At 67.9% G+C, this 24,574-nt stretch carries 21 protein-coding genes; 10 read left to right on the top strand and 11 right to left on the bottom strand.

The window, feature by feature from the left end; translation table 11 throughout:
• Window positions 1-335: 335 nt before the first annotated feature.
• Window positions 336-1,160, top strand: a complete 825-nt coding sequence (locus tag GJV80_RS19780; protein WP_154689375.1) for an aldo/keto reductase — start codon at window positions 336-338, stop codon at window positions 1,158-1,160.
• A gap of 11 nt (window positions 1,161-1,171) precedes the next feature.
• Here the strand turns inward: GJV80_RS19780 and GJV80_RS19775 are convergent, their stop codons facing one another.
• Window positions 1,172-2,299 carry a uroporphyrinogen-III synthase gene (locus tag GJV80_RS19775; protein WP_230207871.1) on the bottom strand — a complete coding sequence of 376 codons (1,128 nt, stop codon included), beginning with the start codon at window positions 2,297-2,299 and terminating at the stop codon, window positions 1,172-1,174.
• Complete coding sequence (nirB, locus tag GJV80_RS19770) at window positions 2,266-4,863, bottom strand: nitrite reductase large subunit NirB (protein WP_154689374.1); 2,598 nt, start codon at window positions 4,861-4,863, stop codon at window positions 2,266-2,268. The genes GJV80_RS19775 and nirB overlap by 34 nt, the downstream gene beginning before the upstream one ends.
• A gap of 191 nt (window positions 4,864-5,054) precedes the next feature.
• Here nirB and GJV80_RS19765 point away from each other — a divergent pair, with 191 nt between their 5' ends.
• From GJV80_RS19765 to nirD, 4 genes are read left to right on the top strand one after another with little or no spacing between them, the layout of a single operon-like run.
• Window positions 5,055-6,425 (top strand): MFS transporter, encoded by a 1,371-nt coding sequence (locus GJV80_RS19765; RefSeq protein ID WP_154689373.1) that lies wholly within the window; start codon window positions 5,055-5,057, stop codon window positions 6,423-6,425.
• The gene (locus tag GJV80_RS19760) at window positions 6,422-8,503 is read left to right on the top strand and encodes a molybdopterin oxidoreductase family protein (protein WP_230207870.1); all 2,082 of its coding nucleotides are present in this window, start codon (window positions 6,422-6,424) and stop codon (window positions 8,501-8,503) included. The genes GJV80_RS19765 and GJV80_RS19760 overlap by 4 nt, the downstream gene beginning before the upstream one ends.
• Window positions 8,503-10,047: an FAD-dependent oxidoreductase gene (locus GJV80_RS19755; RefSeq protein WP_154689372.1), complete on the top strand. Its 1,545-nt coding sequence runs from the start codon at window positions 8,503-8,505 to the stop codon at window positions 10,045-10,047. Before GJV80_RS19760 ends, GJV80_RS19755 begins: the two co-directional genes overlap by 1 nt.
• Entirely contained in the window at window positions 10,044-10,430 is a 387-nt protein-coding gene (gene nirD / locus GJV80_RS19750) for a nitrite reductase small subunit NirD (RefSeq protein WP_154689371.1), read from the top strand. Before GJV80_RS19755 ends, nirD begins: the two co-directional genes overlap by 4 nt.
• On the opposite strand, the gene GJV80_RS19745 is transcribed toward nirD, so the two are convergent.
• On the bottom strand, window positions 10,387-11,181 hold the full coding sequence (locus GJV80_RS19745; RefSeq protein ID WP_154689370.1) for a DNA-formamidopyrimidine glycosylase family protein: 795 nt from the start codon (window positions 11,179-11,181) through the stop codon (window positions 10,387-10,389). The genes nirD and GJV80_RS19745 overlap by 44 nt on opposite strands.
• 208 nt (window positions 11,182-11,389) lie before the next feature.
• Between GJV80_RS19745 and GJV80_RS19740 the strand changes: the two genes are divergently transcribed.
• The 3 genes from GJV80_RS19740 (at window position 11,390) to GJV80_RS19730 (ending at window position 16,229) form a co-directional block, all read left to right on the top strand.
• A complete protein-coding gene (locus GJV80_RS19740) occupies window positions 11,390-11,986 on the top strand; it encodes a vancomycin high temperature exclusion protein (RefSeq protein WP_195909027.1) in 597 nt (198 codons plus the stop codon).
• A 133-nt stretch (window positions 11,987-12,119) separates the two neighbouring features.
• Window positions 12,120-13,037 (top strand): hypothetical protein, encoded by a 918-nt coding sequence (locus GJV80_RS24745; protein ID WP_305070107.1) that lies wholly within the window; start codon window positions 12,120-12,122, stop codon window positions 13,035-13,037.
• 27 nt (window positions 13,038-13,064) lie between these two features.
• Entirely contained in the window at window positions 13,065-16,229 is a 3,165-nt protein-coding gene (locus GJV80_RS19730) for a PIG-L family deacetylase (protein WP_230207869.1), read from the top strand.
• A 25-nt stretch (window positions 16,230-16,254) separates the two neighbouring features.
• Here GJV80_RS19730 and GJV80_RS19725 read toward each other — a convergent pair whose 3' ends face one another.
• The 3 genes from GJV80_RS19725 to pgi form a co-directional block, all read right to left on the bottom strand.
• Window positions 16,255-16,719: a DUF4395 domain-containing protein gene (locus GJV80_RS19725; RefSeq protein ID WP_154689368.1), complete on the bottom strand. Its 465-nt coding sequence runs from the start codon at window positions 16,717-16,719 to the stop codon at window positions 16,255-16,257.
• The gene (locus tag GJV80_RS19720) at window positions 16,716-17,159 is read right to left on the bottom strand and encodes a thioredoxin family protein (RefSeq protein ID WP_154689367.1); all 444 of its coding nucleotides are present in this window, start codon (window positions 17,157-17,159) and stop codon (window positions 16,716-16,718) included. Before GJV80_RS19720 ends, GJV80_RS19725 begins: the two co-directional genes overlap by 4 nt.
• Window positions 17,160-17,291: 132 nt before the next feature.
• Window positions 17,292-18,965 (bottom strand): glucose-6-phosphate isomerase, encoded by a 1,674-nt coding sequence (pgi, locus tag GJV80_RS19715; protein WP_154689366.1) that lies wholly within the window; start codon window positions 18,963-18,965, stop codon window positions 17,292-17,294.
• A 162-nt stretch (window positions 18,966-19,127) separates the two neighbouring features.
• Between pgi and GJV80_RS19710 the strand changes: the two genes are divergently transcribed.
• Window positions 19,128-19,859 carry a M50 family metallopeptidase gene (locus GJV80_RS19710; RefSeq protein ID WP_230207868.1) on the top strand — a complete coding sequence of 244 codons (732 nt, stop codon included), beginning with the start codon at window positions 19,128-19,130 and terminating at the stop codon, window positions 19,857-19,859.
• A gap of 98 nt (window positions 19,860-19,957) precedes the next feature.
• On the opposite strand, the gene GJV80_RS19705 is transcribed toward GJV80_RS19710, so the two are convergent.
• Together GJV80_RS19705 and GJV80_RS19700 are read right to left on the bottom strand one after the other, a co-directional pair.
• The gene (locus tag GJV80_RS19705; RefSeq protein ID WP_154689364.1) at window positions 19,958-20,137 is read right to left on the bottom strand and encodes a hypothetical protein; all 180 of its coding nucleotides are present in this window, start codon (window positions 20,135-20,137) and stop codon (window positions 19,958-19,960) included.
• 147 nt (window positions 20,138-20,284) lie between these two features.
• Window positions 20,285-20,755: a hypothetical protein gene (locus tag GJV80_RS19700; RefSeq protein ID WP_154689363.1), complete on the bottom strand. Its 471-nt coding sequence runs from the start codon at window positions 20,753-20,755 to the stop codon at window positions 20,285-20,287.
• Between the two features lie 101 nt (window positions 20,756-20,856).
• Here GJV80_RS19700 and GJV80_RS19695 point away from each other — a divergent pair, with 101 nt between their 5' ends.
• Window positions 20,857-22,200 (top strand): mercuric reductase, encoded by a 1,344-nt coding sequence (locus GJV80_RS19695; protein ID WP_154689362.1) that lies wholly within the window; start codon window positions 20,857-20,859, stop codon window positions 22,198-22,200.
• Between the two features lie 15 nt (window positions 22,201-22,215).
• Here the strand turns inward: GJV80_RS19695 and GJV80_RS19690 are convergent, their stop codons facing one another.
• The 3 genes from GJV80_RS19690 to GJV80_RS19680 all read right to left on the bottom strand — a co-directional run bounded on the left by GJV80_RS19690 (window position 22,216) and on the right by GJV80_RS19680 (window position 24,520).
• Window positions 22,216-22,812 (bottom strand): DNA-3-methyladenine glycosylase, encoded by a 597-nt coding sequence (locus GJV80_RS19690; RefSeq protein WP_154689361.1) that lies wholly within the window; start codon window positions 22,810-22,812, stop codon window positions 22,216-22,218.
• Window positions 22,813-22,896: 84 nt separating this feature from the next.
• The gene (locus GJV80_RS19685; protein WP_154689360.1) at window positions 22,897-24,018 is read right to left on the bottom strand and encodes a Gfo/Idh/MocA family protein; all 1,122 of its coding nucleotides are present in this window, start codon (window positions 24,016-24,018) and stop codon (window positions 22,897-22,899) included.
• Window positions 24,019-24,076: 58 nt separating this feature from the next.
• Complete coding sequence (locus GJV80_RS19680) at window positions 24,077-24,520, bottom strand: nitroreductase family deazaflavin-dependent oxidoreductase (RefSeq protein WP_154689359.1); 444 nt, start codon at window positions 24,518-24,520, stop codon at window positions 24,077-24,079.
• Window positions 24,521-24,574: the final 54 nt, after the last annotated feature.

The following is a 24,574-nucleotide window of genomic DNA, read 5'->3' as shown; positions in this document are numbered from 1 at the left end:
GGTCGCGCCCGCCCCTCCTCGGAAGGTCAAAGTTTGACCGTACGGCTCCGACACGCCGACGCGGAAAGCCACGCGGACAAACTTTGAGGTTCGCGAGACCGCGGGGGTCCGCGAACCGGGCGAGACGAGGGGTTCGCGAACCGGGCGAGACGAGGGGGTCGCGAACGGGCGAGACGGGAGGTCGGCGAGGGGCCTGGGAGGTTCTTGACACGTACGGATGGGTCGTCACCTGGTTCGAGGGGTAGTGGGTCCGGCATTAGCGGCGGGTCAACGCGTTCGGTTAGGTTGGCCGCGAGCCCGGTCCGAGTTCGTACGAACCCAAGGAGTACATACCGATGACACAGGTCCCTACCATCACGCTGAACGACGGGCGGGCGATCCCCCAGCTCGGCATCGGCGTCTGGCAGGTGTCGAACGACGACATCGTGGCAACCGTTGCCAAGGCGCTGGAGGTCGGCTACCGACACATCGACACCGCACAGGGCTACCAGAATGAACAGGGTGTCGGCGAGGCGTTCGCCAAGTCCGGACTGTCGCGCGGCGAGGTGTGGATCACCACCAAGCTGGCCAACGGCAAGCATGAGCGCGGCGACGCCGTCACCGAGCTCAAGGACAGCCTGTCCAAGCTGGGCACGGACTACGTGGACCTCTACCTGATCCACTGGCCCACTCCGAACTCCGGCGATTACGTCGAGACCTGGCGCGGCATGCAGGACGCCCTCGAGCAGGGACTGACCAGGTCCATCGGCGTCTCGAACTTCCAGCCCGACCACCTGGACAAGCTCGTCGCCGACGGCGGCGCGGTGCCGGCGGTGAACCAGATCGAGATCCACCCGACCTTCACCAACCAGACCGCCGTCAACGGCAGCCTGAAGCACGGCATCAAGATCGAATCCTGGAGCCCGCTCGGTCTGGGTGCGGACCTGAACAACGCCACCGTCGCCGAGATCGCTGCACGGACGGGGAAGACGCCCGCCCAGGTGATCATCCGCTGGCATCTGCAGAAGGGGTACATCGTCTTCCCGAAGTCGATCACCCCGTCGCGCATCGAAGAGAACTTCAACGTCTTCGACTTCGAGCTGACCGCGGACGACCTTGCCGCGATCGACGCTCTGGACGCCGGCAACCGGACCGGTCCGGATCCCGACGTCTTCGGCTGACCTTCCGGCTCTCAGGTGAGCCGATAGCCACGGCGTACCACCGTGGTCACCAACCCTGGAGTGGCCAGCGCGCCGCGCAACCGGCCGATGGCCACCTCCAGGGCGTGATCATCATTTCCGACCAACGAGCTCAGTTGACTCTTGGGCACCACGGCCCCCTGGGCCCGGACCAACGCCTTCATGATCATCGCGCCGCTGGGTGGCAACAGCAGTCTGCGGTCGCCGACGACCACCAAGCGGCCGCGCAACTCCACAACGCCGGCCGATGAATCCGCCCGGCAGATCCGTGACCGAAGCTCGTCGGTCACCGTACGGACCAGTGCGCCCAGCCGGTAACGGTCCGGGTGCACCGGCTTCACCCCGGCCCGCCGCAGCGGGTCGGCTGTTACCGGCCCGACCGTCGCCGGCAGCACGTCGGAGTCCAATGCGGCAAGCAGCTTCTCCGATCGATGGACCCGCCCGGCGGCCTGCAGCAGGGCGTCTGCTGCCGGGGCGCTGGTGAAGGTCACCGCATCGACCTGCCGGGTGATGATCGCGTCGATCAACCGTTCGGTCGGCCGGCCGTCCGGCGGCGGCGCCCAGCGATACGGCGCAACCGTCAGCACCCGGGCACCCGCTGCCGTCAGCCGGCCGAGCTGATCATGATCGACGTAACCGTGCAGCTGTACGGCGATCGTCCGACCGGCGACGCCACTGCCGATCGCCAGGTCGACCAGCGCCGCGGTGGTCTCCTCCGCGCCACTGCCCCACTCATTCAAACCCGCCGCGCGAACCGCGCCCCGCGCCTTGGGACCGCGGACCATGATCGCCGCACCGGCCAGAACCTCCATCAGCTCCGCGCCGAGTCCGGCCGCGTCGGCGGCCTCCATCCAGGCCCGAAAACCGTGCGACGTCGTAGCCAGCACACACTCCGGCCGGGCGGCGATCACCGCGCGGGTGTCGGCCAGCAGATGATCATCGTGCTCGGCAGGCACGATCCGCAACGTCGGGGCGTGCACCACCTCGGCGCCACGCCGGACCAGAGCAGCGATCAGGTCGCCCGAACGCCGATCGGCGGTGACGCCGACCGTGTAACCGAGCAGCTCGTCGCTGATCCGGTCTCCGGTCATCGACCACGGACCGGGATGGTGGGACCCCATGCCAGCACAGCGTTCTGCGGCACTGCCGAGTCCTCCTCGTGAGGATGCGGCGGCCGCCACTGCCCCCGCTCCGGAACGCGGGTGATCGTCTGGTCGGGCTCGGCGGCGTTGACGAAGCTGCGGAAGCGCCGCAGCCGTTCCGGGTCGGCCAGGGTGGCGGCCCACTCGTCGGTATAGCTGCGGGCATGCCGTTCCATCGCCTCTTCCAGATCGGCGCAGATGCCCAATGAGTCCTCAAGGATCACCTCACGGAGATGATCAAGGCCACCGTCCAGCTCCGCGATCCAGGCCGCGGTCCGCTGCAGCCGGTCGGCGGTCCGGATGTAGTACATCACGAACCGGTCGATGACCTTGATCAACATCTCGTCGGACAGATCGCCGATCAACAGTTCGGCGTGCCGCGGGGTGAAGCCGCCGTTTCCTCCGACGTACAGGTTCCAGCCCTTGTCCGTGGCGATCACGCCGACATCCTTGCTGCGCGCCTCGGCACATTCCCGGGCACACCCTGACACGCCCAACTTGATCTTGTGTGGCGAGCGCAGCCCGCGATAGCGCAGTTCGAGTTCGATGGCCATGCCGACCGAGTCCTGGACGCCGTAGCGGCACCAGGTCGACCCGACACAGGATTTGACCGTCCGTACGGCCTTCCCGTACGCGTGCCCGGATTCCATCCCGGCCTGGATCAGCCGCTCCCAGATGTCCGGCAATTGATCAAGCCGGGCCCCGAACAGGTCGATCCGCTGACCACCGGTGATCTTGGTGTAGAGGCCGAAGTCCTCGGCCACCTCCGCGATCACCTTCAGCTTGGCCGGGGTGATCTCGCCACCGGGGATCCGCGGAACGACGGAATAGGTGCCGTCCTTCTGCAGGTTCGCCAGCGCCCGGTCGTTGGTGTCCTGAAGGGTTCCGCGCCCGTCGGAGAGAACGTACTCATCGTGCAGCGATGCCAGGATGGAGGCGACCATCGGCTTGCAGATGTCGCAGCCACGGTTCACGGTCCCGTCCTCGTGGCTGACACCGAAGCGCTCGACGATCGCTGTGAACGAGGCCGGACCGGCGATCCGGACGGCCTCGAAGAGCTCCGACCGGGACAGGGCGAAATGCTCGCAGACCGCCTTGGGAATCTCCACCCCCGCCGCCGCCAGCTCGGTGTTGAGCAGCTTCTGGACCAGACCGACGCAGGAGCCGCACTGTGTCCCCGCCCTGGTGCAGGCCTTCAGACCGGCAATATCACAACAGCCGCCCCGCACCGCGCCGCGGATGGTTCCGGCGGACACGGCGTTGCAGGAGCAGACCTGGGCGTCGTCGGGAAGTTCGCCGGCGCCGGGCAACTCCGCCCCCGCCGCGGCGAGATAGCTTGCCGGCTCGGCGCCGAGTTCCCGGCCGACCATCGGCCGCAGGGACGCGTACGCCGCAGCGTCACCGACCAGGATGCCGCCGAGCAGCGTCCGCCCGTCGTCGCTCATCACCAGCTTCTGGTAGACGCCGCGCGCCGGGTCCGCGTAGACCACGTCGAGGCAGTCCTCGGTACGACTCAGCGCATCACCGAAGACCGCGACATCGATACCGGACAGCTTGAGTTTGGTCGAGTCGTCGACGCCGGGGAAGGTGCCTTCTCCGCCGAGCACTCGGTCGGCAACCACCTCGGCCATCGCGTTGGCCGGCGCGACCAGGCCGACGCAGCCCCGTTCCGGCAGGCAGGCCACCTCTCCGATCGCCCAGATCCGTGGGTCGCTGGTCCGGCAGGCATCGTCGACCACGACGCCGCCCCGGGGGCCGATCTCCAGACCGGCGTCCCGTCCCAGTTCGTCGCGCGGCCGGACGCCTACCGCGAAGATCACCAGATCGGCGGCGACGAGACTGTCGTCGGTCAGGGTGACCGCGAACGATCCGGTCTCGGAGCGTTCGATCCGCCGCGGCCCGACGTCGTTCTGCACCTGGACGCCCAGGTCGCTGATCAACCGGCCGAGCGCCTGGCCACCACCCTGGTCGAGCTGCGCCGGCATCAACCACGGCGCCAACTGCACGACCCGGACGTCAACGCCCTGTGTCACCAGACCCCCGGCGGCTTCCAGCCCGAGCAGCCCCCCGCCGACGATCAGTGCTGTCGGCTTCTTCCTGCCGGTCAGCGAGCCGAGGTGCTGCCTCATCCGGTCCACGTCGGCGATCGTGCGATACACGTGCACGCCCGCAAGCTCGGCGCCGGGCACCGGCGGCGCCCAGGCGTTGGAACCGGTGGCCAGCACCAGCTCGTCGTACTCCAGCGCCCGCCCCGCGTCGGTGCGGACGACACGCTCCTGGCGATCGATCTCGGTGACCCGTTCACCGCTCAGCAGCGCGACATCGGGTCGCTGCCACAACGACGGATCGCCCAGCCGCAGATCGGTGCCCGGGTCCCAGCGCCTGGCCAGGTTGACCCGGTCGTAGGGCGGGTGGGGTTCCTCGCCGACCACGGTCACCGTCCGGCCGTCCAGCCCGCGGGTGGTCAGGGCGTCCACCAGCCGGAACGCGGCCGGGCCGCCGCCGACGACAACGATGCGGTGGGAGTTCGGGCTCGACGGCATGGGTCCTCCGGGCAATTGACGGCTCAGCTTGCCCAGGACAGTACGAAGCTCCGGTTTCGCGACCGCGTCACGTCTGTAACAACACTGTTCCCGAGGCCTCACCGGAGCCGCCCGCCACCGTGAGATGTCCGGAACCGGGCGGTAACGGTTCTGTGCAGCCGCCGAAACAGCTTGTTCCTAGCCTTTCGGCAATGAGCCTTCTGCGCACCTCCGCGGATCAGGTCGGGGCCGTCGACAGCATTCCGGGCGGAACCTGGATCCATCACTGGGAACCCGAGGACCCGACCTTCTGGGAACGCCTCGGCCGCCCGGTCGCCCGTCGGAATCTCGGCTGGTCGATCTGCACCGAGTTCCTCGGCTTCGTCGTCTGGCAGTTGTGGAGTGTTGTCGCAGTGCTGCTGCCGAAGGCCGGGTTCAGCCTCACCACAGCCGAGACGTTCTGGCTGATCTCGGTGCCCAGCCTGGTCGGGGCGACCATGAGGTTTCCCTACACGTTCCTGGTGGCGCGTTTCGGTGGTCGGAACTGGACGACCATCTCCGCACTGTTGCTGCTCATCCCGACCATCGGCCTGGCCGTCGTCGTCGGCCGACCACAGACACCGTTCCCGGTGCTGCTGATCATCGCCGCGCTGAGCGGGCTCGGCGGCGGCAACTTCGCCAGTTCGATGGCCAACATCACCTTCTTCTTCCCGGTCCGGGAGAAGGGTTGGGCGCTCGGACTGAACGCAGCCGGAGGCAACCTCGGAGCGTCGGTCACCCAGTTCGTGGTGCCGATCGCCGTGTCGATCACGATATTCGCGCCGAACGCCGGGCCGAACCTGCCGGTGGCCGGGCTGCTGTGGGTGCCGCTGCTGCTGATCACCGCATTCGGCGCTTGGAAGTTCATGAACAATCTCAGCGGCGCCCGCAGCGATGTCGCCGGAAGCCTTGCAGCCGCCAAAGAGCCACATCTGTGGCTGCTGGCGCTGCTCTACGTCGGCACCTTCGGCTCCTTCATCGGCTTCTCCGGTGTCTTTCCGAAGTTGATCAACGACACGTTCCCCGAATTCGCCGCACTGCCGATCGGCACCGCATCGGTATCCCTTGCCTTCCTCGGCGCGCTGGTGGGATCCCTCGCCAGGCCGTACGGCGGTCGGCTGGCCGATCGGTTCGGCGGGGCAAGGGTCACCGCCGCCGCCTTCGTCGCGATGATGCTCGGTTCCCTGGCGCTGGTGATCGCGCTGCCGATAAGAAGCTTCGTGATCTTCCTGTGCTGCTTCCTGTTCGTGTTCGTCGCAACCGGCGTCGGCAACGGCTCCACGTATCGGATGATCCCGGTGATCTTCACCACCCGCGCCGGCGACGGTACCGTCAGTCAGCAACGCAAGGCAGCTGCCGCACTGGGCCTGATCGCGGCGATAGGCGCCTACGGCGGCTTCCTCGTGCCGCAGATCCTCAGCGCGTCCAAGCAGGCGACCGGTGGTTACGCCGGAGCGTTCCTGGGCTTTGCGGCGGCGTACCTGGTGCTGATGATCATCACGATCACGGTGTACGTCCGGGGCCGGGTCGAGGCACGATCGTGACCACGGTCGACACGCACTGCCCGTACTGTGCGCTGCAGTGTGCGATGACGCTGACCACGGACGGCGAATCGGTCACGGTGTCCGGCCGGGACTTCCCGACCAATCGCGGCGGGCTGTGCCGCAAGGGCTGGACCGCCGCGCAACTGCTGCGGCACCCGGACCGCCTGACCACGCCCCTGCTCCGTGGTGCGGACGGCCGTCACCGGCCGATCAGCTGGCAGCAGGCGTACGAGTTGATCGTCGAGCAGGTCAGCCGTGTCCAGGCAGAGCACGGCAAGGATGCCGTTGCGGTCTTCGGCGGCGGGGGCCTGACCAACGAGAAGGCCTACCTGCTGGGCAAGTTCGCCCGGGTCGCGCTCGGCACCTCGATGATCGACTACAACGGCCGGTTCTGCATGGCGTCCGCGGCCGCGGCGGCCAACCGCGCCTTCGGGATCGACCGCGGGCTGCCGTTCCCGGTCGAGGACCTCGACCGGGCCAACACGATCATGTTCCTCGGCTCGAACGTCGCCGACACGATGCCACCCCTCGTGCAGCATCTGGCAGGTGCACGGCAGGCAGGAGGGCTGATCGTCGTCGATCCACGGGTATCGGCGACTGCGATGCTCACGGCCGGTGGTTCGGGTGTCCACCTGCAGCCTGTCCCGGGTACCGACCTGGAACTGCTGCTCGGGCTCACCCACGTCGTTCTCACCGAACAGCTGTTCGATCGTGACTATGTGGCATCGCGGGTCAGCGGGCTCGCCGACGTCGGCCGCAGCGTCGCCGATCTGTGGCCGGAGCGTGTGCAGTCGATCACCGGCGTACCGGCCGAACAGGTGCGGCAGATGGCCCGCCGGCTGGCCTGGGCTCGGGACAATGGCGGCTGCTATCTGATCACCGGCCGCGGTGTGGAACAGCATGTCAACGGCACCGATACGGCAACCGCCGCGATCAACCTGGCACTGCTGCTCGGTCTGCCGGGCCGGCCGGACTCCGGCTACGGCACGCTCACCGGCCAGGGCAACGGCCAGGGGGGCCGGGAACACGGGCAGAAGTCCGACCAACTCCCCGGCTACCGCAAGATCACCGATCCCCGCGCCCGCGCGCACATTGCCGCGGTCTGGGGTGTCGAACCTGATCAGCTGCCGGGTCCCGGCCTGCCGGCCGTGCAGCTGCTGGAGCGACTCGGCGAACCCGACGGCGTGCGGATGCTCCTGGTCCACGGCAGTAACCTGCTCGTCTCGGCACCCGATGCCGCGGCGCTGACGAAGCGGCTGCACGCCCTGGACTTCCTGGTGGTCAGTGACTTCGTGATGTCGGAGACCGCGCACCACGCCGATCTGGTGCTACCGGTGCTGCAGTGGGCCGAGGAAGACGGCACGATGACCAATCTCGAGGGTCGGGTCATCCGTCGCCGAAGCGCCCTGCCGGCCCCGGGCGGAGCCAGGAGCGAACTGAAGATCCTGCGCGAACTGGCCGAACGGCTTCGGGCGCCGTCGGCATTCCCGAGCCGCCCCGAGGATGTCTTCGACGAGTTGCGCCGGGCAAGCGAGGGTGGGATCGCCGACTACTCAGGAATCGACTACGACCTGCTCGACGGCGACCAGCCGGTCCATTGGCCGTACGCGACGACCGGCACCCCGCGGCTGTTCGCAAATCGGTTTTCGACACCCGACGGCCGGGCGATCATGGTGGCCGTGAGGCCGGGCCAGCAGGCCGACCCACCGGCAACCGGGAAGCAGCTGACCTTGATCACCGGACGGTTGCTCGAGCACTACCAGTCCGGTGCCCAGACACGTCGGGTCGACGAGCTGGCTGCGGCCGCACCCGACGCGCGGCTGGAGCTGCACCCGGTGACGGCTGCCGAACTCGGCATCGGTGACGGCGATGAGGTGCTGGTCAGCAGCCCGCGCGGCCGGGTCCGCTGCCGCGCCGGGCTGACAACGGGGATCCGACAGGACACGGTGTTCCTGCCGTTCCACTTCCCCGGTGCGCAATCGGCGAACCTGCTGACCGCGGCCGTCACCGATCCGGTTTCGGGCATGCCGGAGTTCAAGACCAGCCGGGTGACGGTCACCCGCACGGCGGACGCCTGATGCTGCAGCAGCGACGGCGCAGGGCTCGCCGTGTGGTCGTGATCGGCTTCGGACCGGTCGCGGCCCGTTTGGTCGAGGAGTTGCGGCCCGCAGTCCGCGATCACCGACTGCAGCTCCTGGTCGTCGGTTCCGAGCCGGACCCGGCCTACAACCGGATCATGATCGGCGAGCTGGCACTCGGGCGCACTGACCGGGAACTGATGATCATGGCCGACCCGGAGCAACTGGCGGCCGACGGCGTACGCCTCCGGCTCGGCACCTCCGTAACGGCGATCGATCGGGAACGTCGCTACGTCACTCTCGACGATGGCGACGAATTCGCCTACGACGCGCTGGTGTTCGCAACCGGGGCCGCCGCACGCGTTCCGCGGCTGGCCGGGCTGGCAGTCCAGGATTCCGGCGAGGATGCCAGGCTGCCCGATGGCGTCGCCGTGCTTCGTGATCTTTCCGACGCCGACCGGGTTGCAGCGATCGTCGGTGCCGGCCGAAACGTGATCATTTTGGGCGGTGGCGTACTCGGCATGGAATTCGCGCTGGCCGCCGCCGGGTCGGGGGTCCGGACCAGCCTGGTGCACACCGGCCGGGTGCCCATGGAGCGCAACCTCGACCAGACGGCGGCTGCCATCGTCTCCCGGCATCTGCGCCGGCAGGACGTGACGGTGATCGCGCAGGCCAGGGCGCAAGGGCTACGGCTCACTCAGGGCAGGTTCGTCGGCCTGCAGCTGGCCGACGGGCGGGAGATCAGCGGCGACGGGTTGGTGTTGTGTTGCGGTGCCGAACCGCGGACCGGACTCGCACGCCGAGCAGGAATCTCCTGTCACAACGGGATTCTGGTCGATCATGATCTTCGGTCGATCAGTGATCGAAGCATCTTCGCGATCGGTGACTGCGCCCGAATCCGGTGCGCGGACGAGAACTGCGCCGGCTGTCGGGCCGCCGACGCGCCCAGTGGGCTGATCGGGCCGGGGTGGGCCCAGGCGTCGCGGGTCGCCCGGCAGCTCGCCGATCCCGATGACGGTCGGCTGACGACCAATGCGCCGGATGAGGGCGGACCGGTGCTGACGGTGAAGGCATCCGGTCTCTCGGTGGTCTCGGCCGGAGCGGTGGACGCCGACCCACTGGACTCCCTGCTGCAGGACGGAGAGCTGCGCGTGGCCCAGTGGAGCGATCCGGAGCTCAGTCGGTACGCGAAGATGATCACCCGCGACGGCCGCCTGGAAGGGCTGATCTGCGTCGGGCTGCCCCGGGCTGCAGCGGAGTTGACGTTGCTGTACGAGCGGCGCGCCGAACTGCCCAGTGATCGCTCCGCCCTGCTGCGCCATGACGGTCCGGATCAGGCGATGGGCACCGATCCACTCGGGCCGGAGGCAACCGTATGCCGCTGCGCCGGCGTTTCCGCGGCCGAGATAGTCGCTGCCATCGGCGAGGGCAATGCCGACCTGGCGGCCGTCGGCCGGGCGACCCGGGCGGGCACCGGCTGTGGAACCTGCAAGGACCGAATCTGTGAACTACTACGAAACACACCGGAGGTGGCAGTGGCATGACGACGATCATGGAACGGGCGGGATCGATCACAGCGGTCGAGGATTGGTACCCGATCTGCGAACTGACCGACCTGGAACCGGAATGGGGCGAGGCTGCGCTGGTCGACGGCGTCCAGGTGGCGGTGTTCCGGCTGTGGGACGACCGTGTGGTGATCACCGCCAACCGTGATCCACGGACCGGGTCGGCGGTGATCGCCCGCGGCATCATCGGCAGCCATCAGGGCGTACCGACCATCGCCTCACCCCTGTACAAAGAGGCGTACAGCCTGCACACCGGCGAGTGTCTCAGCAACCCCGACCTGCGACTTGAGTTGTATCCGAGCCGCGTCGTCGACGGCACTATCCAGGTCGCAGTGGCTGACAGTGCGGACACCAGTAGCTGACCCGCTCCTGTCCGTAGGGTCCGAACTCCTCCATCGCGATCGCAGTGCCGCACCTGCGGCATTCCCGGCCGGCGCGGCCGTACACCCAATGGCTGCGTCCCGGTCGGCGATCACCGGTGGTGTTCTGTTCGAACCCCGAGCGGTTCATGATCAACAACTGGCGGACCCGCTCGCACAGCCGTTCAAGATCACGAACCTGGCCCACCGGCGTCCGCGGATGGATGCCCTGCAGAAAGAGGATCTCCGCCCGGTAGACGGTACCGATCCCGGCGAGGTTCCGTTGGTCGAGCAGCGCCTCTCCGATCGCCCGGTCTGGCTCGGCACGCAGTCGTCGAACAGCTTCGGCGAGATCCCACTCGGGTCCGAGCAGGTCGGGACCGAGATGGCCCACGACGGCGGACTCCTGATCGGTCCGGACCAACTCCAGGACGCCCAGCCGGTAGCCAACCGCGGTACTGCCCGGGACACCGAGGACAGCACGGATTTCGTGACTGGGTCCACCATTCCAGCGGCGCCCGTCGGCGAAGATCCGCCAGGATCCCTCCATCCGCAGATGGCTGTGCAGGCTCCACCCGTTGTCGAATCTGATCAGCAGATGCTTGCCACGGGAGACCGCCTCGGTCACGATCCGGCCCGTCAGGTCGGTCGTCGCCAGCGCAGGCACACGGAATTCACACCTGGTCAGGGAATTTCCGGCCAATGCGCGATGCAGTAGGTGGGCGGCGCGCCAGACGGTGTCACCTTCGGGCACGCTCCCAACGCTATCGAGAACCGCGATGTTGCGAAGAATCTGCCAAGCATCGCTTCGCCGCGCTGGTGGCACGGCATGGCCCACCTACCATGGATCCATGCCTCGACACCGCGACCGCAAGCTTCGGAGGCAGTCTGACCGAATCCCCCGGGTCGGGCGCGTCGGATTGCTGGCGGCCGGTGTTGGGGTCGTGTCGACTCTTGGGGTCGTGTCGACGGCGGCAGCCGTCGGCTATGTTCGCCGCCAGGCGCACGGTCACCTCTATTCACTCCAGGACGTGCCGGTCACGCCGGTCGGCATCGTGTTCGGCGCGCTGGTCTACGCCGACGGCGCGCCGTCCGCATTTCTCCGGGCACGGCTGGACCTCGGCCGCGAGTTGCTGGACCGCGGCAGGATCTCGATGATCTTGGTGACGGGTGATCATGCGGCAGAGTTCTTCGACGAGACCGAGGCCATGAGGCGTTATCTCGTTGATCATGGCGTTCCGAAGGACAAGATCATCGTCGACCGCTACGGCTTCGACACCTACGACTCCGTTGTCCGGGCGCGGGACGTCTTCGGGATCCGTCAGGCGACCATGATCACCCAGAGCTACCACCTGCCCCGCGCGGTTGGTACCGCTCGCGCTGTCGGGCTCGATGCGGTCGGAGTCGGCGACCGGACCGTCAGGAACCGGCGGCTCGCCTGGGTCAAGGGCGTCGTCCGGGACCAGCTCGCCTGTGTCAAGACGGTCTACGATCTCGCCGCTCACCGGCCCCCGATCGGTGACCCCGCCGCGGGGGCTCCCGAGCTGGTTCGGAACTGACCCGGCTCGCGTCGCCCGAGATCGGCTCCTCCCGCACCTCACCCGTTCCCTCCCGGATCCGGCCCCCTTGCGTTCCTTTGTAATTGTGTAATCATGTAATCAGCACATGTTCGTACGAAGGAAGGAGGGCATGATGCGCGACACTGATTTCCCCGGAGGCAGTCCCGGAGCTGGGTTCGGACCCGCACGACGCGGCCCGGATGGCCGCGGTGGAGGCCGCGGCCGTCGCCGCGATGACGACAGTGAGCCGGGCCAGGAGCGGCGCCGGCGTCGGGGCGGGCATCCGGGTCACCCCGGGCATCCGTTCGCCGAAGGCGGCCCCGAGGCCCTTCGTGAATTCCTCAGTGACCCGGCCAATGTGCCGTGGGGCCGCGGTGGGCGGCACCGCGGACCCCGTGGCTTCGGCCGGCCGGGCGGCTGGCAACAGGGCGATCTGCCTCCGGCAGACGACGCCAACGAGTGGTTCGCCGGTCGGTTGCCCTCGGAATGGTTCTCCGAGGTCGACGTCACGGTCGACCGTGAGGAGATCGTGGTGATCGGCACTCTCGCGGATACGGGGCAGCTGACCGGGGCCGAGGCCGAGGGCCGGATCAGCCGGTTCCGTTCCGACAGCCGGGAGACCCGGATGGAGATAGCCGATGAGGCGCAGGCGCGCTACGGACGCAAGGTCTCCTGGGGCGCCGCCGCGGGCGACACCGAGGCACTCTTCACCCACATCTCCGTACCGGTGATGACCCGGCTGAAGCAACCCGAGCGCCGGGTGCTCGACACTCTGGTCGACGCCGGCGTTGCCCGGTCCCGGTCGGAGGCCCTGTCCTGGGCCGTCAAGCTGGTCGGCGAGCACACCGAGTCCTGGCTCAGCGATCTTCGTAACGCCATGGCCGAGGTGGACAAGCTCCGCTCGCAGGGGACCGAACGTCGGCTCCGACCAGGAAGCCGACAGCGACGATCCTCAGGACGCGGACGACGACTGATCCCGACACTGCAGACGAGTGAGGGGATCACAGGGCGGGCAGGCCCTTGCGGAGTTGATCTTGGAGTTCTACCGTGATCAACCGGTGATGATCACCTGCCCGCCTTGCTGATCGGGGCTGTCAACGGCGTGCGATCCGTCGGCACGCTGTGCCCGTACACCCTCGGAGTGATCGCAATGCGGTTCCCTCACTCACGCCCCGTTCGTCAGCTGCTGCTGGTTCTCGCGGTGCTGGCGGCCGCCGTCGGTTCGGCGTCCGCACACCCGGCCGCCGCGACGCCGCTGCCCCATCACGGCTCCGGCTACATCGCCCCGCCGGGCACCAAGATCAACGTGATGGGCGAGTGGGCCCATCCCGACGACGACACCAGCATCATCGGCCCGTGTGGCGTCTGGCACCGGAAGTACGGCACCCGCTGCGGGATCATCCAGATCACCCGCGGCGAGGGCGGCGGAAACGCGTACGGGACCGAGAGCGGACAGGCGTTGGGGCTCCGCCGGGAGAACGAGGACCGGATCGCCCACTACCGGTCAGGGACCGTCGACCTGTTCTACGTTGACCGGGTCGACTTCTTCTACAACCAGAGCGCACCGCTGACCCAGCAGATCTGGGACGAGCAGGAGACCCTGCGGCGCGTCACCCGGATCATCCGCACCACCCAGCCCGACATCTTCATCGGGTTCACGCCGACCCTCGCCGCTGGGCACGGCAACCATCAACAGGCCGGACGGCTGATCTGGGAAGGCGTTCGGGCGGCCGCGGATCCGACCATGTTCCCCGACCAGCTCACCGGTCCCCACGCAGTGAGCACCTGGCAGGTCAAGAAGATCTTCTCCGGCGGCAGCACGACGGGCACCGGCGGAACCCCGACCAGCCCCAACTGCGCTGGTGGCTTCATCCCTGCCGCGACCAACCCGTCGACCGTCGCCGGAGTGTGGACCGGCTACGACTCGCCGTACCGCTGGCCGAAGGGCAACCTGCAGGGCCGACCGGCGGGAACGCCGAAGATCTGGCAGCAGGTCGCCGACGAGGGCCGCTCGGCCTATCCGACGCAGAGCAGGACCATGTACATGGGCACTTCGGCACCGGGCTGTTCCCGGTTCGCGATGACCGACTCCTGGGTGCCCTTCCAGCCCAACACGCGTGCCGACGGATCGGCCAACCCGAAGGCCGGCCTGGACGATGCGATCTTCTTCGGGGCAAGCAAACCCGATCCGGGCGGACTGCCGCTGGGCACCCTGGAGTATCTGAGTTTCTCCGACTTCTACGTCGTGCCGGGCCAGCCGTTCACGGTGACCCTGCACCTGCGAGCAGGCAAGGGAGTGATCCCGAACGCCACGGCCAGGCTGATGCTGCCCGCCGGCTGGACCAGCGACGGCCAGAAACGGCTTGCGGTGACAGGTCGCGCCGACGAGACCACCGTCGATTTCACGGTCACGCCGGCTGCCGAAGGTGCGATCGGCCAGTACGCCAAGATCGCGGCACAGGTCACCGCCGGCAGGGCGAGCGGCTACACCGACAACGTCGTCCAGCTTGTCGCACCTGCCGAGGGCCGTTACCAGCGCTGGGGCAAATGGGCCGAGTACGACTCCTGGCTTCAGGACACCGCGCCCGCCGCCCGGCGGCTCGGCCGCTCGGACGCGGTGGCCACGGTCGTGCTCGGCCGGTCGATGACGATTCCGGTCGATGTGCACAACTGGTCCGACCGACCGCAGAGGGGACGGGTCTCCCTCGAACTGCCCGCGGACTTCACCGCCGACGCCACCACGAAGGACTACGGGCTGCTCGCCCCGGGAAAGACGACGACAGTCACCTTCAGCGTGACCAACACCGACACCACGCTCCCGGCGGGACAACAGGCGTCCATCCCGATCACCACGACCGCCCAGGGCTCATCCCAACCGTCGACCGACACCCTGGCCGTGTCGATCGTGCCGGCGACCTCGATCCGGCAGGTGAGCGGGGCGCCGGTGGTCGACGGGCACGCGTCCGCCGCCGAGTATCCCGGTCCGAAACTGGACATCGGCCGGATCTGGCAGGGGGCCTCGGGATGTGCCACGCCCGCCGACTGCGGCGAGTCCGCGGACGGTCCCGGCACTTACGCCAAGGTCAGCTGGTCCGATGACGCGCTCTACTTCTTCGTCCACGTCCTCGACGACTACCAGTCCTATGCCGTGACCCCGGCGGAATGCGTCGCTCACTGGTTGGCCGACTCGGTGGAGTTCCAGATCGATCCGCAGGGCAACGCCTCCCAGGATGCGATGGACACGGCGGACACCTTCAAGCTGGGCGTCTTCCCCTACACCGATGACCCGGACAACAGCAACGGCAACGGCGTGAACGGTCCCTGCTGGGAGAGGGACGCCGACAATCATCAGGGCTACGCGACCGGGCCACTGGCCGACACGGTGCAGGACGCCCCGAATGCAGCCGGCGTCGAGGTCGCTTCGACGGCGACGTGGGTGGGTTCGAACAGCACGACTGTTGATCATGCCTATACCGGCGGCGGTTATGACCTCGAGGTCAAGATCCCGATCGCGGACCTGCCGGAGGCCATCGACCCGGATCATCTGGCGATCAACATCACCCCCTACGACAACGACGACACCGCGGCGGACGGGACCACCGAATTGCGGCACATCGACATCAGTACCCGGCTGGCCTGGAGCGCCTTCGGCAGCGTGCAGTCGGACCCGTACCGGTGGGGTGTCGCGACGATGCCCGGTTACACCCCGCCCGAGGATCAACCGACGCAGGCGCCGCCGCCGATCCTCGGCCACACCAACCTGAGCGGGGCCGACTCGCCGCAGACGATCATCCAGTCGGCCCGCAACGGGGTCCCGATCGCCGGTCGCCCGCCGGTGACGGCCCGAAACGGTATTTCGGTGAAGGACGCCCGGGTCACTCCGACCGGCGCCTCGCTGGTGATCGACTCGCGGAGCAGCGGCACCGCACACGTCTTCGCCTGGCACGATCCCAGCGGGGACATCCCGGTCTATTCGACCAGTTGTCCGGCCGCCGACGATCCGCCACCGGACTACGGCTTCACCCCGTGTGCCACGTCGGACGGCGGCATTCCGGCCTGGTCGCCGGACATGAGTGGACACGCACTCGGCGACCGCACCGTGACGGTGCACCCCGGGAGGCAACTGGTGACGATTCCTCTGGACAGCGCCGCCCGTGATCAAGTACGGACCAGCGGCAGGCTGCTGGTCTCCTACGTCTCCGACGACGGCCTGGTCCAGGCGCTGGATCTGAACCCGCGATGAACCCCCGCGCCGCTCGTCGCGGTGATCAGCGGCGCGCCGACAGCAGCCGACGGCCGAGCAGGTACATCTCGCAGCCAAGGCAGTAGCCGATCAACGCGTTCAACAGAGCGGCCACCACGGCGCATCCGGTGGCGATCAGCCCGAGCAGCCAGACGCCGCTGGCGAAGCCGATCACGCCGGCAACGGAGAAGATCAGGCCGACCAGTTGGGCGAAGCGTGGCGGTCTCGGATCCTCCAGTTCCAGCGGCGCGGAGATCCGCGGGCGGATCATCCGGCGGAAGATCAGCCCGTACGGACCGCCAGCCGGTCCGGCCGCCACCGTGACCGCGAAGATCAGCGCCTGGAACAGCAGGATCCAGGGGTTCTGCAGGACGAGGGCAATTGCCAGGACGACGGTGGTGATCCCGGCCCCGAAACGCTGACCCCTGGGGTCGATCCAGCCGGCCTCACGCTGTGCAGCGAGTTCGGCGGTGTGGCTTGGCGTGGTCATCGGCTGGCTCCTGCGGAAAGGGCGGCTTGCACGGACTCTTGCAGGGACTGCTTGGTCGGTACCCCGGCGGTCCGGTGGACGACCCGGCCGGTGCGGTCGGTGATCACCACGGTCGGCGTCCGGAGAATGTTGAGCCGCCGGGTCAAGTCCAGCTTCTCGGCCGAATCGAGATCGACGTACCCGACGCCGTCGTGCTCGGCAACGGCGTCGGTGATGACCCGTTCGGCTGCTCGGCACGGCGCACAGAACTCGCTGGAGAACTGGACGACGGTCGCATCACGGCCCAACGGCCTACCCAGGTCGGCCTCGGTCAGGCGGGGCGGTTCGGCGGAGCCGGCAGGTGCCACGGCACGGAATCGCCCGTCCGTGCGCCGTCGATAGCCGACGAAGGCGACGGTCACCAGTAGCACCACCAGCAACGCGACCCATCCGACCCACATAACCCACCAGGGTAATCGGGAATACCAAATGGCGAGAGACCGGGCCGAAGGGCGAGACCCGGCCCGCCCGGTCGCGTCGTGCCGACAGGCGGCGCCCACCGGCCCGCACGCCCGGTCGCGGTGCTCCGGCGGTCAGGACCGGTGTCGGCGGTAGTAGCCGATCAGCGACTGGGTCGAGGAGTCCTGATCGGCCAACGCGTCGGCGTCACCAGCGACCGCTGGAGTGACCTCCTGGGCGAGTTGTTTGCCAAGTTCCACACCCCACTGGTCGAAGCTGTCAATGCCCCACACCGTTCCCTGGGTGAAGGTGATGTGCTCGTAGAGGGCGATCAACTGCCCGAGCACTGACGGCGTCAGCGCCGGAGCCATGATCGAATTGGTCGGCCGGTTCCCGGTGAACACACGGGCGGGAACGATCTCTTCCGCGGTGCCCTCGGCCCGGACCTCGTCGGCGGTCTTGCCGAAGGCCAGCGCCCGGGTCTGGGCGAAGAAGTTCGCCAGGAACAGTTCGTGCACGTCCGCGTCGCCGTCGGTGAGCGGATGCGCCGGATTGGCGAAGGCGATGAAGTCGGCCGGGATCAGCCGGGTGCCCTGGTGGATCAGCTGGTAGAAGGCGTGTTGGCCATTCGTCCCGGGCTCGCCCCAGAACACCTCACCGGTCTGCGTCACCACCGGGCTGCCGTCGTAGCGAACACCCTTGCCGTTGGACTCCATGGTCAGCTGTTGCAGGTACGCCGGGAACCGGTGCAGGTACTGCGAATACGGCAGCACGGCATGGGTCTGGGCACCGAAGAAGTTGTTGTACCAGACGTTGAGCAGGCCGATCAGCGCGGGCACGTTCTCCGCCGTCGGCGTATGCCGGAAGTGTTCGTCCATCGCGCGGAAACCGGCGAGGAAGTCGGCGAAGTTCTCCGGTCCGATCGCCACGACCAGCGAGGTGCCGATCGCCGAGTCGACCGAGTAGCGCCCACCGACCCAGTCCCAGAAACCGAACGCGTTCGCGGGGTCGATGCCGAAGGCGGCCACCTTGTCCAGCGCGGTGGAGACCGCAACGAAGTGTTTGGCGACCGCTTGCTTGCTGGAGTCCTCGTCAGCGGAGATCGCCCCGGACTTCGCCAACCCGCCCAGCAGCCAACTGCGGGCGAGCCGGGCGTTGGTCAGTGTCTCCAAGGTGCCGAAGGTCTTGGAGCTGACAATGAAGAGCGTGGTCTCCGGATCGAGATTGTGGGTCTTCAGGTACGCGTCGGTCGGGTCGATGTTGGAGATGAAGCGGGCGGTCAGCCCCTCCTGCCGATAGGGCAGGAGGGCCTCGTACGCCATCACCGGGCCGAGATCGGAACCGCCGATCCCGATGTTGACCACCGTCTCGATCGGCTTGCCGGTGACCCCGGTCCACTCGCCGCTGCGCACCTTGGTGGCGAAGTCGTAGACCTTCTTCAGCACCTTGTGCACGTCGGCGACGACGTCCTGGCCGTCGACCTCGAGTTCGGTGCCCTCGGGTGCCCGGAGCGCGGTGTGCAGGACGGCCCGATCCTCGGTGACGTTGATGTGCCGGCCGGTGAACATCTGCTCGATGCGGTCGGTCAGGCCGACCTGCTCGGCGAGTTCGACCAGCGCTTGCCTGATCTCGGCAGTGAGGAAGTTCTTGGACAGATCGACAAGCAGGTCTGCGGCACGGAATGTGAAGGTCGCAGCCCGATCAGGGTCCGCGGCGAACCAACCGCGCAGGTCGGGTTGGAGACTCGCGTGCAGTTCGGTCAGCTTCGCCCAGGCCGCGGTGGATGTGGGATCGACCGGTGTTGTCATGACTACCCGCCTGTTCACGTGAGGGTTGAACGTACTTCTCGGCAACCATCCGGGCTGGGACGCCTGTTCCCGCCCACGTCGAACCTTACTGTCGTGCGACGCGCCCACCGCCCGGGGTTGATGTGGTGGGCGAATGAATAGGGCAGGGTTGCCCATGTGGAGGTGATCACCGAAATCTGGCGACGCGCAACAGCTACCCAGCCGGCACCGCCTCCTGGACTGGTCGGGACGATCGCCGTGCTGGGACTGGTGCTCGTGCTGTATCGGCGATGCTGGCCGATCACCCGCCTGCTGGTGACGATCACCCACGAGGGCGCGCACGCGTCGGCAGCGCTGTTGGTCGGCCGCCGCCTCACCGGCATCCGGCTGAATTCCGACACCTCGGGTCTGACGGTGTCCCGGGGACGAGCACGCGGACCGGGCATGATCATCATGCTGGCGGTGGGCTACCTGGGCCCCGCGTTGGCCGGGCTGGGCGCTGCGGCGATGCTCGTCGCCGGACACAGCATCGGTTTGCTCTGGTTGTTGGTCGCCCTGCTGACGGTGATGCTGTTGTTGATCAGGAACTTCTACGGTGTGCTGGTGCTCCTGGTCGCCGGGGCGGCCGTCTTCGCGATCAGCTGGTACGTGCCACCGGCCTGGCAGTCGGCGGTGGCCTACCTGATCACCTGGGTGCTGCTGATCGCCGCACCCAAACCCGTGGTCGAGTTGATCATGCAGCGCCGGCAGGGTGGCGATCGCGGTTCGGACGTGGCTCAACTGGCCCGGCTGACCCGGATTCCCGGCGGCCTGTGGGCCGGCTTCTTCCTGATCTGTTCCCTGTTCGGCCTCGCGTTGGGGACGGCGGTGTTGTTGCCGAGCCTGATCGCACTGTTCCGGCCGATGCTTCCCTGATCAACTCACCCGCACGGGGTTCATCGGACCGCCCGGACCGATCCGTCCGGACCGAATCGTCCCGGACCGAACCGGCCGGTCCTTCGCCGCCAGCTGGGTCAGCGCTTGCCGTACATGCCGTCGCGCTGGGCGACGATGATCAACTCGTCGCGCATCGCCGGGGTGGGTGCGCTGGCGATGGCGCGGTCGAGGGCACGGCGGTTGCGGGCAACCTCACGGCGGCGGCGAGCCTGGCCGAGGCGAAACATGATCGGACCTTTCCTTGCTGCAGGCAGCATCGACCGATTCGACTCGAGCCTACGCGGGCACGATGAATCGGCGGGTGAATTCGGTGGGAGAATACTTCGACTTCGAAACTCTCAACCAACTGAACACCCGGGGGCCGGAACTCTATTCCCGATTACCGGTCGGCAGCCGCAGGCTGATCAGGCGTTCTGGTCGTGCCGACGCGGCGGGGTCAGCACTATGCCGCGCGACTCGAGGTTCGCCTCGATCCGCACCCGCTCGATGTCGCGTTCGATGCCGGCCGTCGGCCGGTCAAGTTCGTGCTCGATCGACAACATCTGGCAGGTGTCGGCCAACGCGCTGTCGTACGCGCGGCGCAGCGCCTCCTGCTGGGTGGCGGAGTGGTGCTCGCTGTGCTGGATGAGGTGGCGCAGCCGGCGCAGGTCCGCTCCGAGTCGCTCGATCGGCATGCCGCGCTGATTCTTCAGCGCACGGACGTTGCGGTGATGTTCCAGACGTTCCTCCAGGGAGCGGTCGACCCGTCGACCCTGGATCGTCCGGAGGGTGCGATCCATCTGCCGGACGGCGGCGTCCTGACCGAACAGGATCAGGATCGGCAGGCCCGCCATGATCACGATGGCGAGCACGCACAACCCGAGCTGTACGGCCATGTGACTCAGACTACGTCCCGGAGAACCCGCCGGGAAACGAGATTCACAAGTCGTGACGAATGAGTCTGATGAGGCCGGTGGTACAGGCGTAGGTTGAGGCCATGGACCGTTTCGACGCCATCGTCATCGGGGCCGGCCAGGCCGGCCCCGGAGTTGCGGGAGATCTCGCCGGACGCCACGACCGAGTCGCCTTGATCGAACTGGAGCAGGTCGGCGGGACCTGCCTGAACCACGGCTGTCGCCCGACCAAGGCGCTGCGGGCCAGCGCACAGGCGGCGTACCGGGCCCGTCGGGCAGCCGACTACGGCGTGCACACCGGCGAGGTGACCGTCGACTTTCCTGCCGTCATGCAGCGGATGCACACCATGATCGACGGCTGGCGATCCGGCCTGCACGACTGGTTGCTGTCTCTGGAACATCTGGAGTTGATCATCGGCCCGGCGCAACTGCACACCTCCGGGCAGGGTCCCCACCGGGTGACCGTCGGTGACCGCGAACTCGAGGCGCCGGAGATCTATCTCGATGTCGGCGCCCGGGCGAGCGCGCCACCGATCCCCGGCCTTGACCAGGTGGCGTACCTGACCGAGGTCGAGTTGCTGCAACTGACCAGTCTGCCGGAGCGGTTGATCATCATCGGCGGCAGCTACATCGGCTGCGAGTTCGGACAGATGTTCGCCCGTTTCGGTTCCGAGGTGACCATCATCGGCTCGATCGCGCCGCGGGAGGACGATGACGTCTCCGAGGCGGTCGCAACGACACTGCGCGAGGAGGGCGTACGGATCGTTGCGGCGCGGGCGACAGGGGTCGAACCTGCCGGCGAGGGGGTGCAGGTGAACTGCGCGGACGGTACCCAGGTCACAGCAAGCCACCTGCTGGTGGCCGCGGGGCGCCGACCCAACATCGATCTGCTCGGTGATGATCACGGACTGGAGGTCGACGAGCGGGGCTACCTGCGGATCGATTCGCGGTTCGCCACGTCGGTTCCGCGGGTATGGGCGCTCGGTGACGTGAACGGGCACGGCGCCTTCACCCACACGGCCTACCAGGACAGCCAGATCCTGCTCGATCCCGACCGCAGTCTGGACGGCAGGATCACCGCGTACGCCATGTTCACCGATCCGCCGCTGGGCCGGGTCGGGATGACCCAGGCTGAGGCCGAGACGTCAGGTCGCCGAGTGTTGAAGGCCGAGTTGCCGATGTCCCGGGTCAGCCGGGCGGTGTTGGACAGCGAGACGACCGGGTTGATGCGGGTGCTGGTCGATGCCGACACCGAGGAGATCCTCGGTGCGACCTTCTACGGCCTCAGCGGTGACGATCTCGCCCAACAGGTCGGGCTGGCGATGCAGGCCAAGATCGGCTACAAGGCCGTCCGGGACGCGTTGCCGATCCACCCGACCGTCGCCGAGTTCATCCCCACGCTGATGTCGTCGCTGACCGAACTGTAGCCACGGCTCCGGCCGTCACCCGGCGGAGCGGCGGCGGTCCCGGACGACCCCTGGACGGTAGGCGGAGACGTACGGGCTGTCGGCGATCCAGAACCGCCACGGCAGGTCGACGGCCTTGGTGATCCCGACCCGGGGACCGGTGTTGATCTTGGTCACCGGATCAATCCGCGGGGTCAGGCCGATCTCGCCACCGTGGAGCAGGTCGGCACCGTTGTCGGCCCGGGTGATGCCGAGTGCCTGGGCCAGCCGGCCCGGCCCGCGGGCGAGATCACGATCGACGATGCGGCTCCCCCGCCGTTGCCTGGCCTCGTCGTGTCCTGCGATCACCTCGCCGGATCGCAACAGCACTCCGCACCCGCGGCCGACCGGACCAGCCGACACGTTGCAGGCGTGGTGCATGCCGTAGGTGAAATAGACGTAGAGATGTCCGGCAGGACCGAACATCACGAAGTTCCGGTCGGTCTTCCCGTTGTAGGCATGCGATGCCGGGTCCACGGCGCCGTCGTAGGCCTCGACCTCGCAGATCCGTACCGCGACCGGACCACGCCGCAGTACGGCACCGAGCAGCGATCGGGCAGCGACAACGACATCGCCGTCCAGCTCGAACGTCATCCCCACCTCACACCCGCACCACTTGCTGCACGCCGCACCGTGTGCACACGGTGCGGCGTGCAGCGGCTGGTGCGGGAGGTGGGGTCAGACCGTCTCCCACTTGCGGGACTCGGCCGAACGCAGCATGGCATCGCAGATCTGCGCTGCCCGGAGGCCGTCGGCGAAGGTCGGCAGCCCCTCGGGCGCCTCGCCGTCGATGGCGGCGTAGGTGTCGGCGACGAAGTTCTCGAAGCACTGCGCATAGCCCTGGGCGTGACCGGCCGGCAGGTGGGAGAGCCTGCGCTGTTCGCTCGCACCGTGATTCGGGTCGCGGACCAGCAGCAGGGATTGGTCCTCGCCGCCGATCCAGAGTTCCTCGGCATGTTCCTGGTCGAAGACGGCGCTGTGGGACGCGCCGTCCACCTCCAACCACAGTCGGTTCTTGCGGCCGGCCGCGAGTTGGCTGATCACTGCCGATCCCGAGGTGCCCCGATCGGTGCGGAACAGGATCAGCGCGCTGTCCTCGGTGGTGACGTCGGCCAGCGGCGCATCGGTCGGTGCCGCACTGAACGATGCAGCGGTCGCGGCGGGACGCTGCTTGATGGCGATCGAGGTGTCGGCGACGACCTCGGTGATCCGTTCGGCGGTGACCCACTCGGCAAGGTCGCACCAGTGTGAGCCGATGTCGCCGAAGGCGCGCGACGGGCCACCGGCCTGCGGATCGACCCGCCAGCTGCTGGCTCGCGGGTCGAGCAGCCAGTCCTGCAGATAGCTGCCGTGGATCAGGTTGGGCGCCCCGAATCCGCCGTCCTGCACGCGAGCACGCATCTCGCGGGCCATCGGATGGAAGCGGTAGGCGAAGGGCATGGTGTTGATCAACCCGGTGCGTTCGGCCACCTCGGCGGCGTGCTGGGCGTCGGCCAGGCTGACGCCCAGCGGCTTCTCACAGACGACATGCTTGCCGGCCTCGAGGGCGGCCACCGCATAGGGCACATGGGAGGCGTTGGGAGTGCAGATGTGCACCACATCAAGATCATCGGCGACCACCTCGTCGATGGTCCCGTACGCCTTCGCAACGCCCCACTGCGCGGCGACCTCCTGGGACCGCTCCGGAGTCGACGCCATCACCCCGACCACCTCGGCACCGGCCAGGACAGCCGCCCGCCGGTGTACTTCGCCGATCATGCCCGCGCCGAGCACCGCCACTTTGCGTACGCCATTGGTCATGGCGCCAATCTAACTACAACACCCCCGCCGCAGACGTCCGGGGATCACCGATGCCCGGTTACCTCGGTTCGACCAGGAAGACCGGGATCAGCCGGTCGGTGCGGGTCTGGTATTCGGCGTACGGAGGATAGGCATCGACCGCCCGTCGCCACCAGGTCTCCCGCTCCTCGCCGGTCAGTTCCCGGGCGTGACCGTCGATGATCTTCTCCCCGTCCTGCACGGTGACGGCGTCCGGATCGGCCTTCAGGTTGTGGTACCAGAGCGGGTGTTTCGGCGCCCCGCCCATGGACGCCACCATGGCGTACCTGCCGTCGTGCTCGACACGCATCAGCGGGAACTTGTGCAGCTTGCCGGACCTGTTGCCGCGGGTGGTGAAGATCACCACCGGCCATTCGGTGCCTTCGAGGAGGTAGCCTTCACGGCCTCCGGTGCGTTCGTACAGTTCGACCTGGTCCCGGGTTCTCTTCACCGGGCTGGGAACATATTCACCCGTCAGTGGCATGACTTCACTGTAGAGGGCTCCGCCCGGCGCTCCGGGTCGGCGGTGCGGCGTCCC

This window comes from Microlunatus sp. Gsoil 973, assembly GCF_009707365.1.
Classification (GTDB): Bacteria; Actinomycetota; Actinomycetes; order Propionibacteriales; family Propionibacteriaceae; genus Microlunatus.
This window is presented reverse-complemented; position numbering and strand designations above follow the sequence as displayed.

Bases quoted from the DNA above. Each gene is read 5' to 3' on its own strand.
- pgi (WP_154689366.1), bottom strand. From the start codon at position 18,965: ATGACAACACCGGTCGATCCCACATCCACCGCGGCCTGGGCGAAGCTG.
- GJV80_RS19705 (WP_154689364.1), bottom strand. From the start codon at position 20,137: ATGCTGCCTGCAGCAAGGAAAGGTCCGATCATGTTTCGCCTCGGCCAG.
- nirD (WP_154689371.1), top strand. From the start codon at position 10,044: ATGACGACGATCATGGAACGGGCGGGATCGATCACAGCGGTCGAGGAT.
- nirB (WP_154689374.1), bottom strand. From the start codon at position 4,863: ATGCCGTCGAGCCCGAACTCCCACCGCATCGTTGTCGTCGGCGGCGGC.
- GJV80_RS19700 (WP_154689363.1), bottom strand. From the start codon at position 20,755: ATGGCCGTACAGCTCGGGTTGTGCGTGCTCGCCATCGTGATCATGGCG.
- GJV80_RS19695 (WP_154689362.1), top strand. From the start codon at position 20,857: ATGGACCGTTTCGACGCCATCGTCATCGGGGCCGGCCAGGCCGGCCCC.
- GJV80_RS19720 (WP_154689367.1), bottom strand. From the start codon at position 17,159: ATGTGGGTCGGATGGGTCGCGTTGCTGGTGGTGCTACTGGTGACCGTC.
- GJV80_RS19725 (WP_154689368.1), bottom strand. From the start codon at position 16,719: ATGACCACGCCAAGCCACACCGCCGAACTCGCTGCACAGCGTGAGGCC.
- GJV80_RS24745 (WP_305070107.1), top strand. From the start codon at position 12,120: ATGCGCGACACTGATTTCCCCGGAGGCAGTCCCGGAGCTGGGTTCGGA.
- GJV80_RS19775 (WP_230207871.1), bottom strand. From the start codon at position 2,299: ATGGGGTCCCACCATCCCGGTCCGTGGTCGATGACCGGAGACCGGATC.
- GJV80_RS19755 (WP_154689372.1), top strand. From the start codon at position 8,503: ATGCTGCAGCAGCGACGGCGCAGGGCTCGCCGTGTGGTCGTGATCGGC.
- GJV80_RS19690 (WP_154689361.1), bottom strand. From the start codon at position 22,812: ATGACGTTCGAGCTGGACGGCGATGTCGTTGTCGCTGCCCGATCGCTG.
- GJV80_RS19780 (WP_154689375.1), top strand. From the start codon at position 336: ATGACACAGGTCCCTACCATCACGCTGAACGACGGGCGGGCGATCCCC.
- GJV80_RS19680 (WP_154689359.1), bottom strand. From the start codon at position 24,520: ATGCCACTGACGGGTGAATATGTTCCCAGCCCGGTGAAGAGAACCCGG.
- GJV80_RS19765 (WP_154689373.1), top strand. From the start codon at position 5,055: ATGAGCCTTCTGCGCACCTCCGCGGATCAGGTCGGGGCCGTCGACAGC.
- GJV80_RS19685 (WP_154689360.1), bottom strand. From the start codon at position 24,018: ATGACCAATGGCGTACGCAAAGTGGCGGTGCTCGGCGCGGGCATGATC.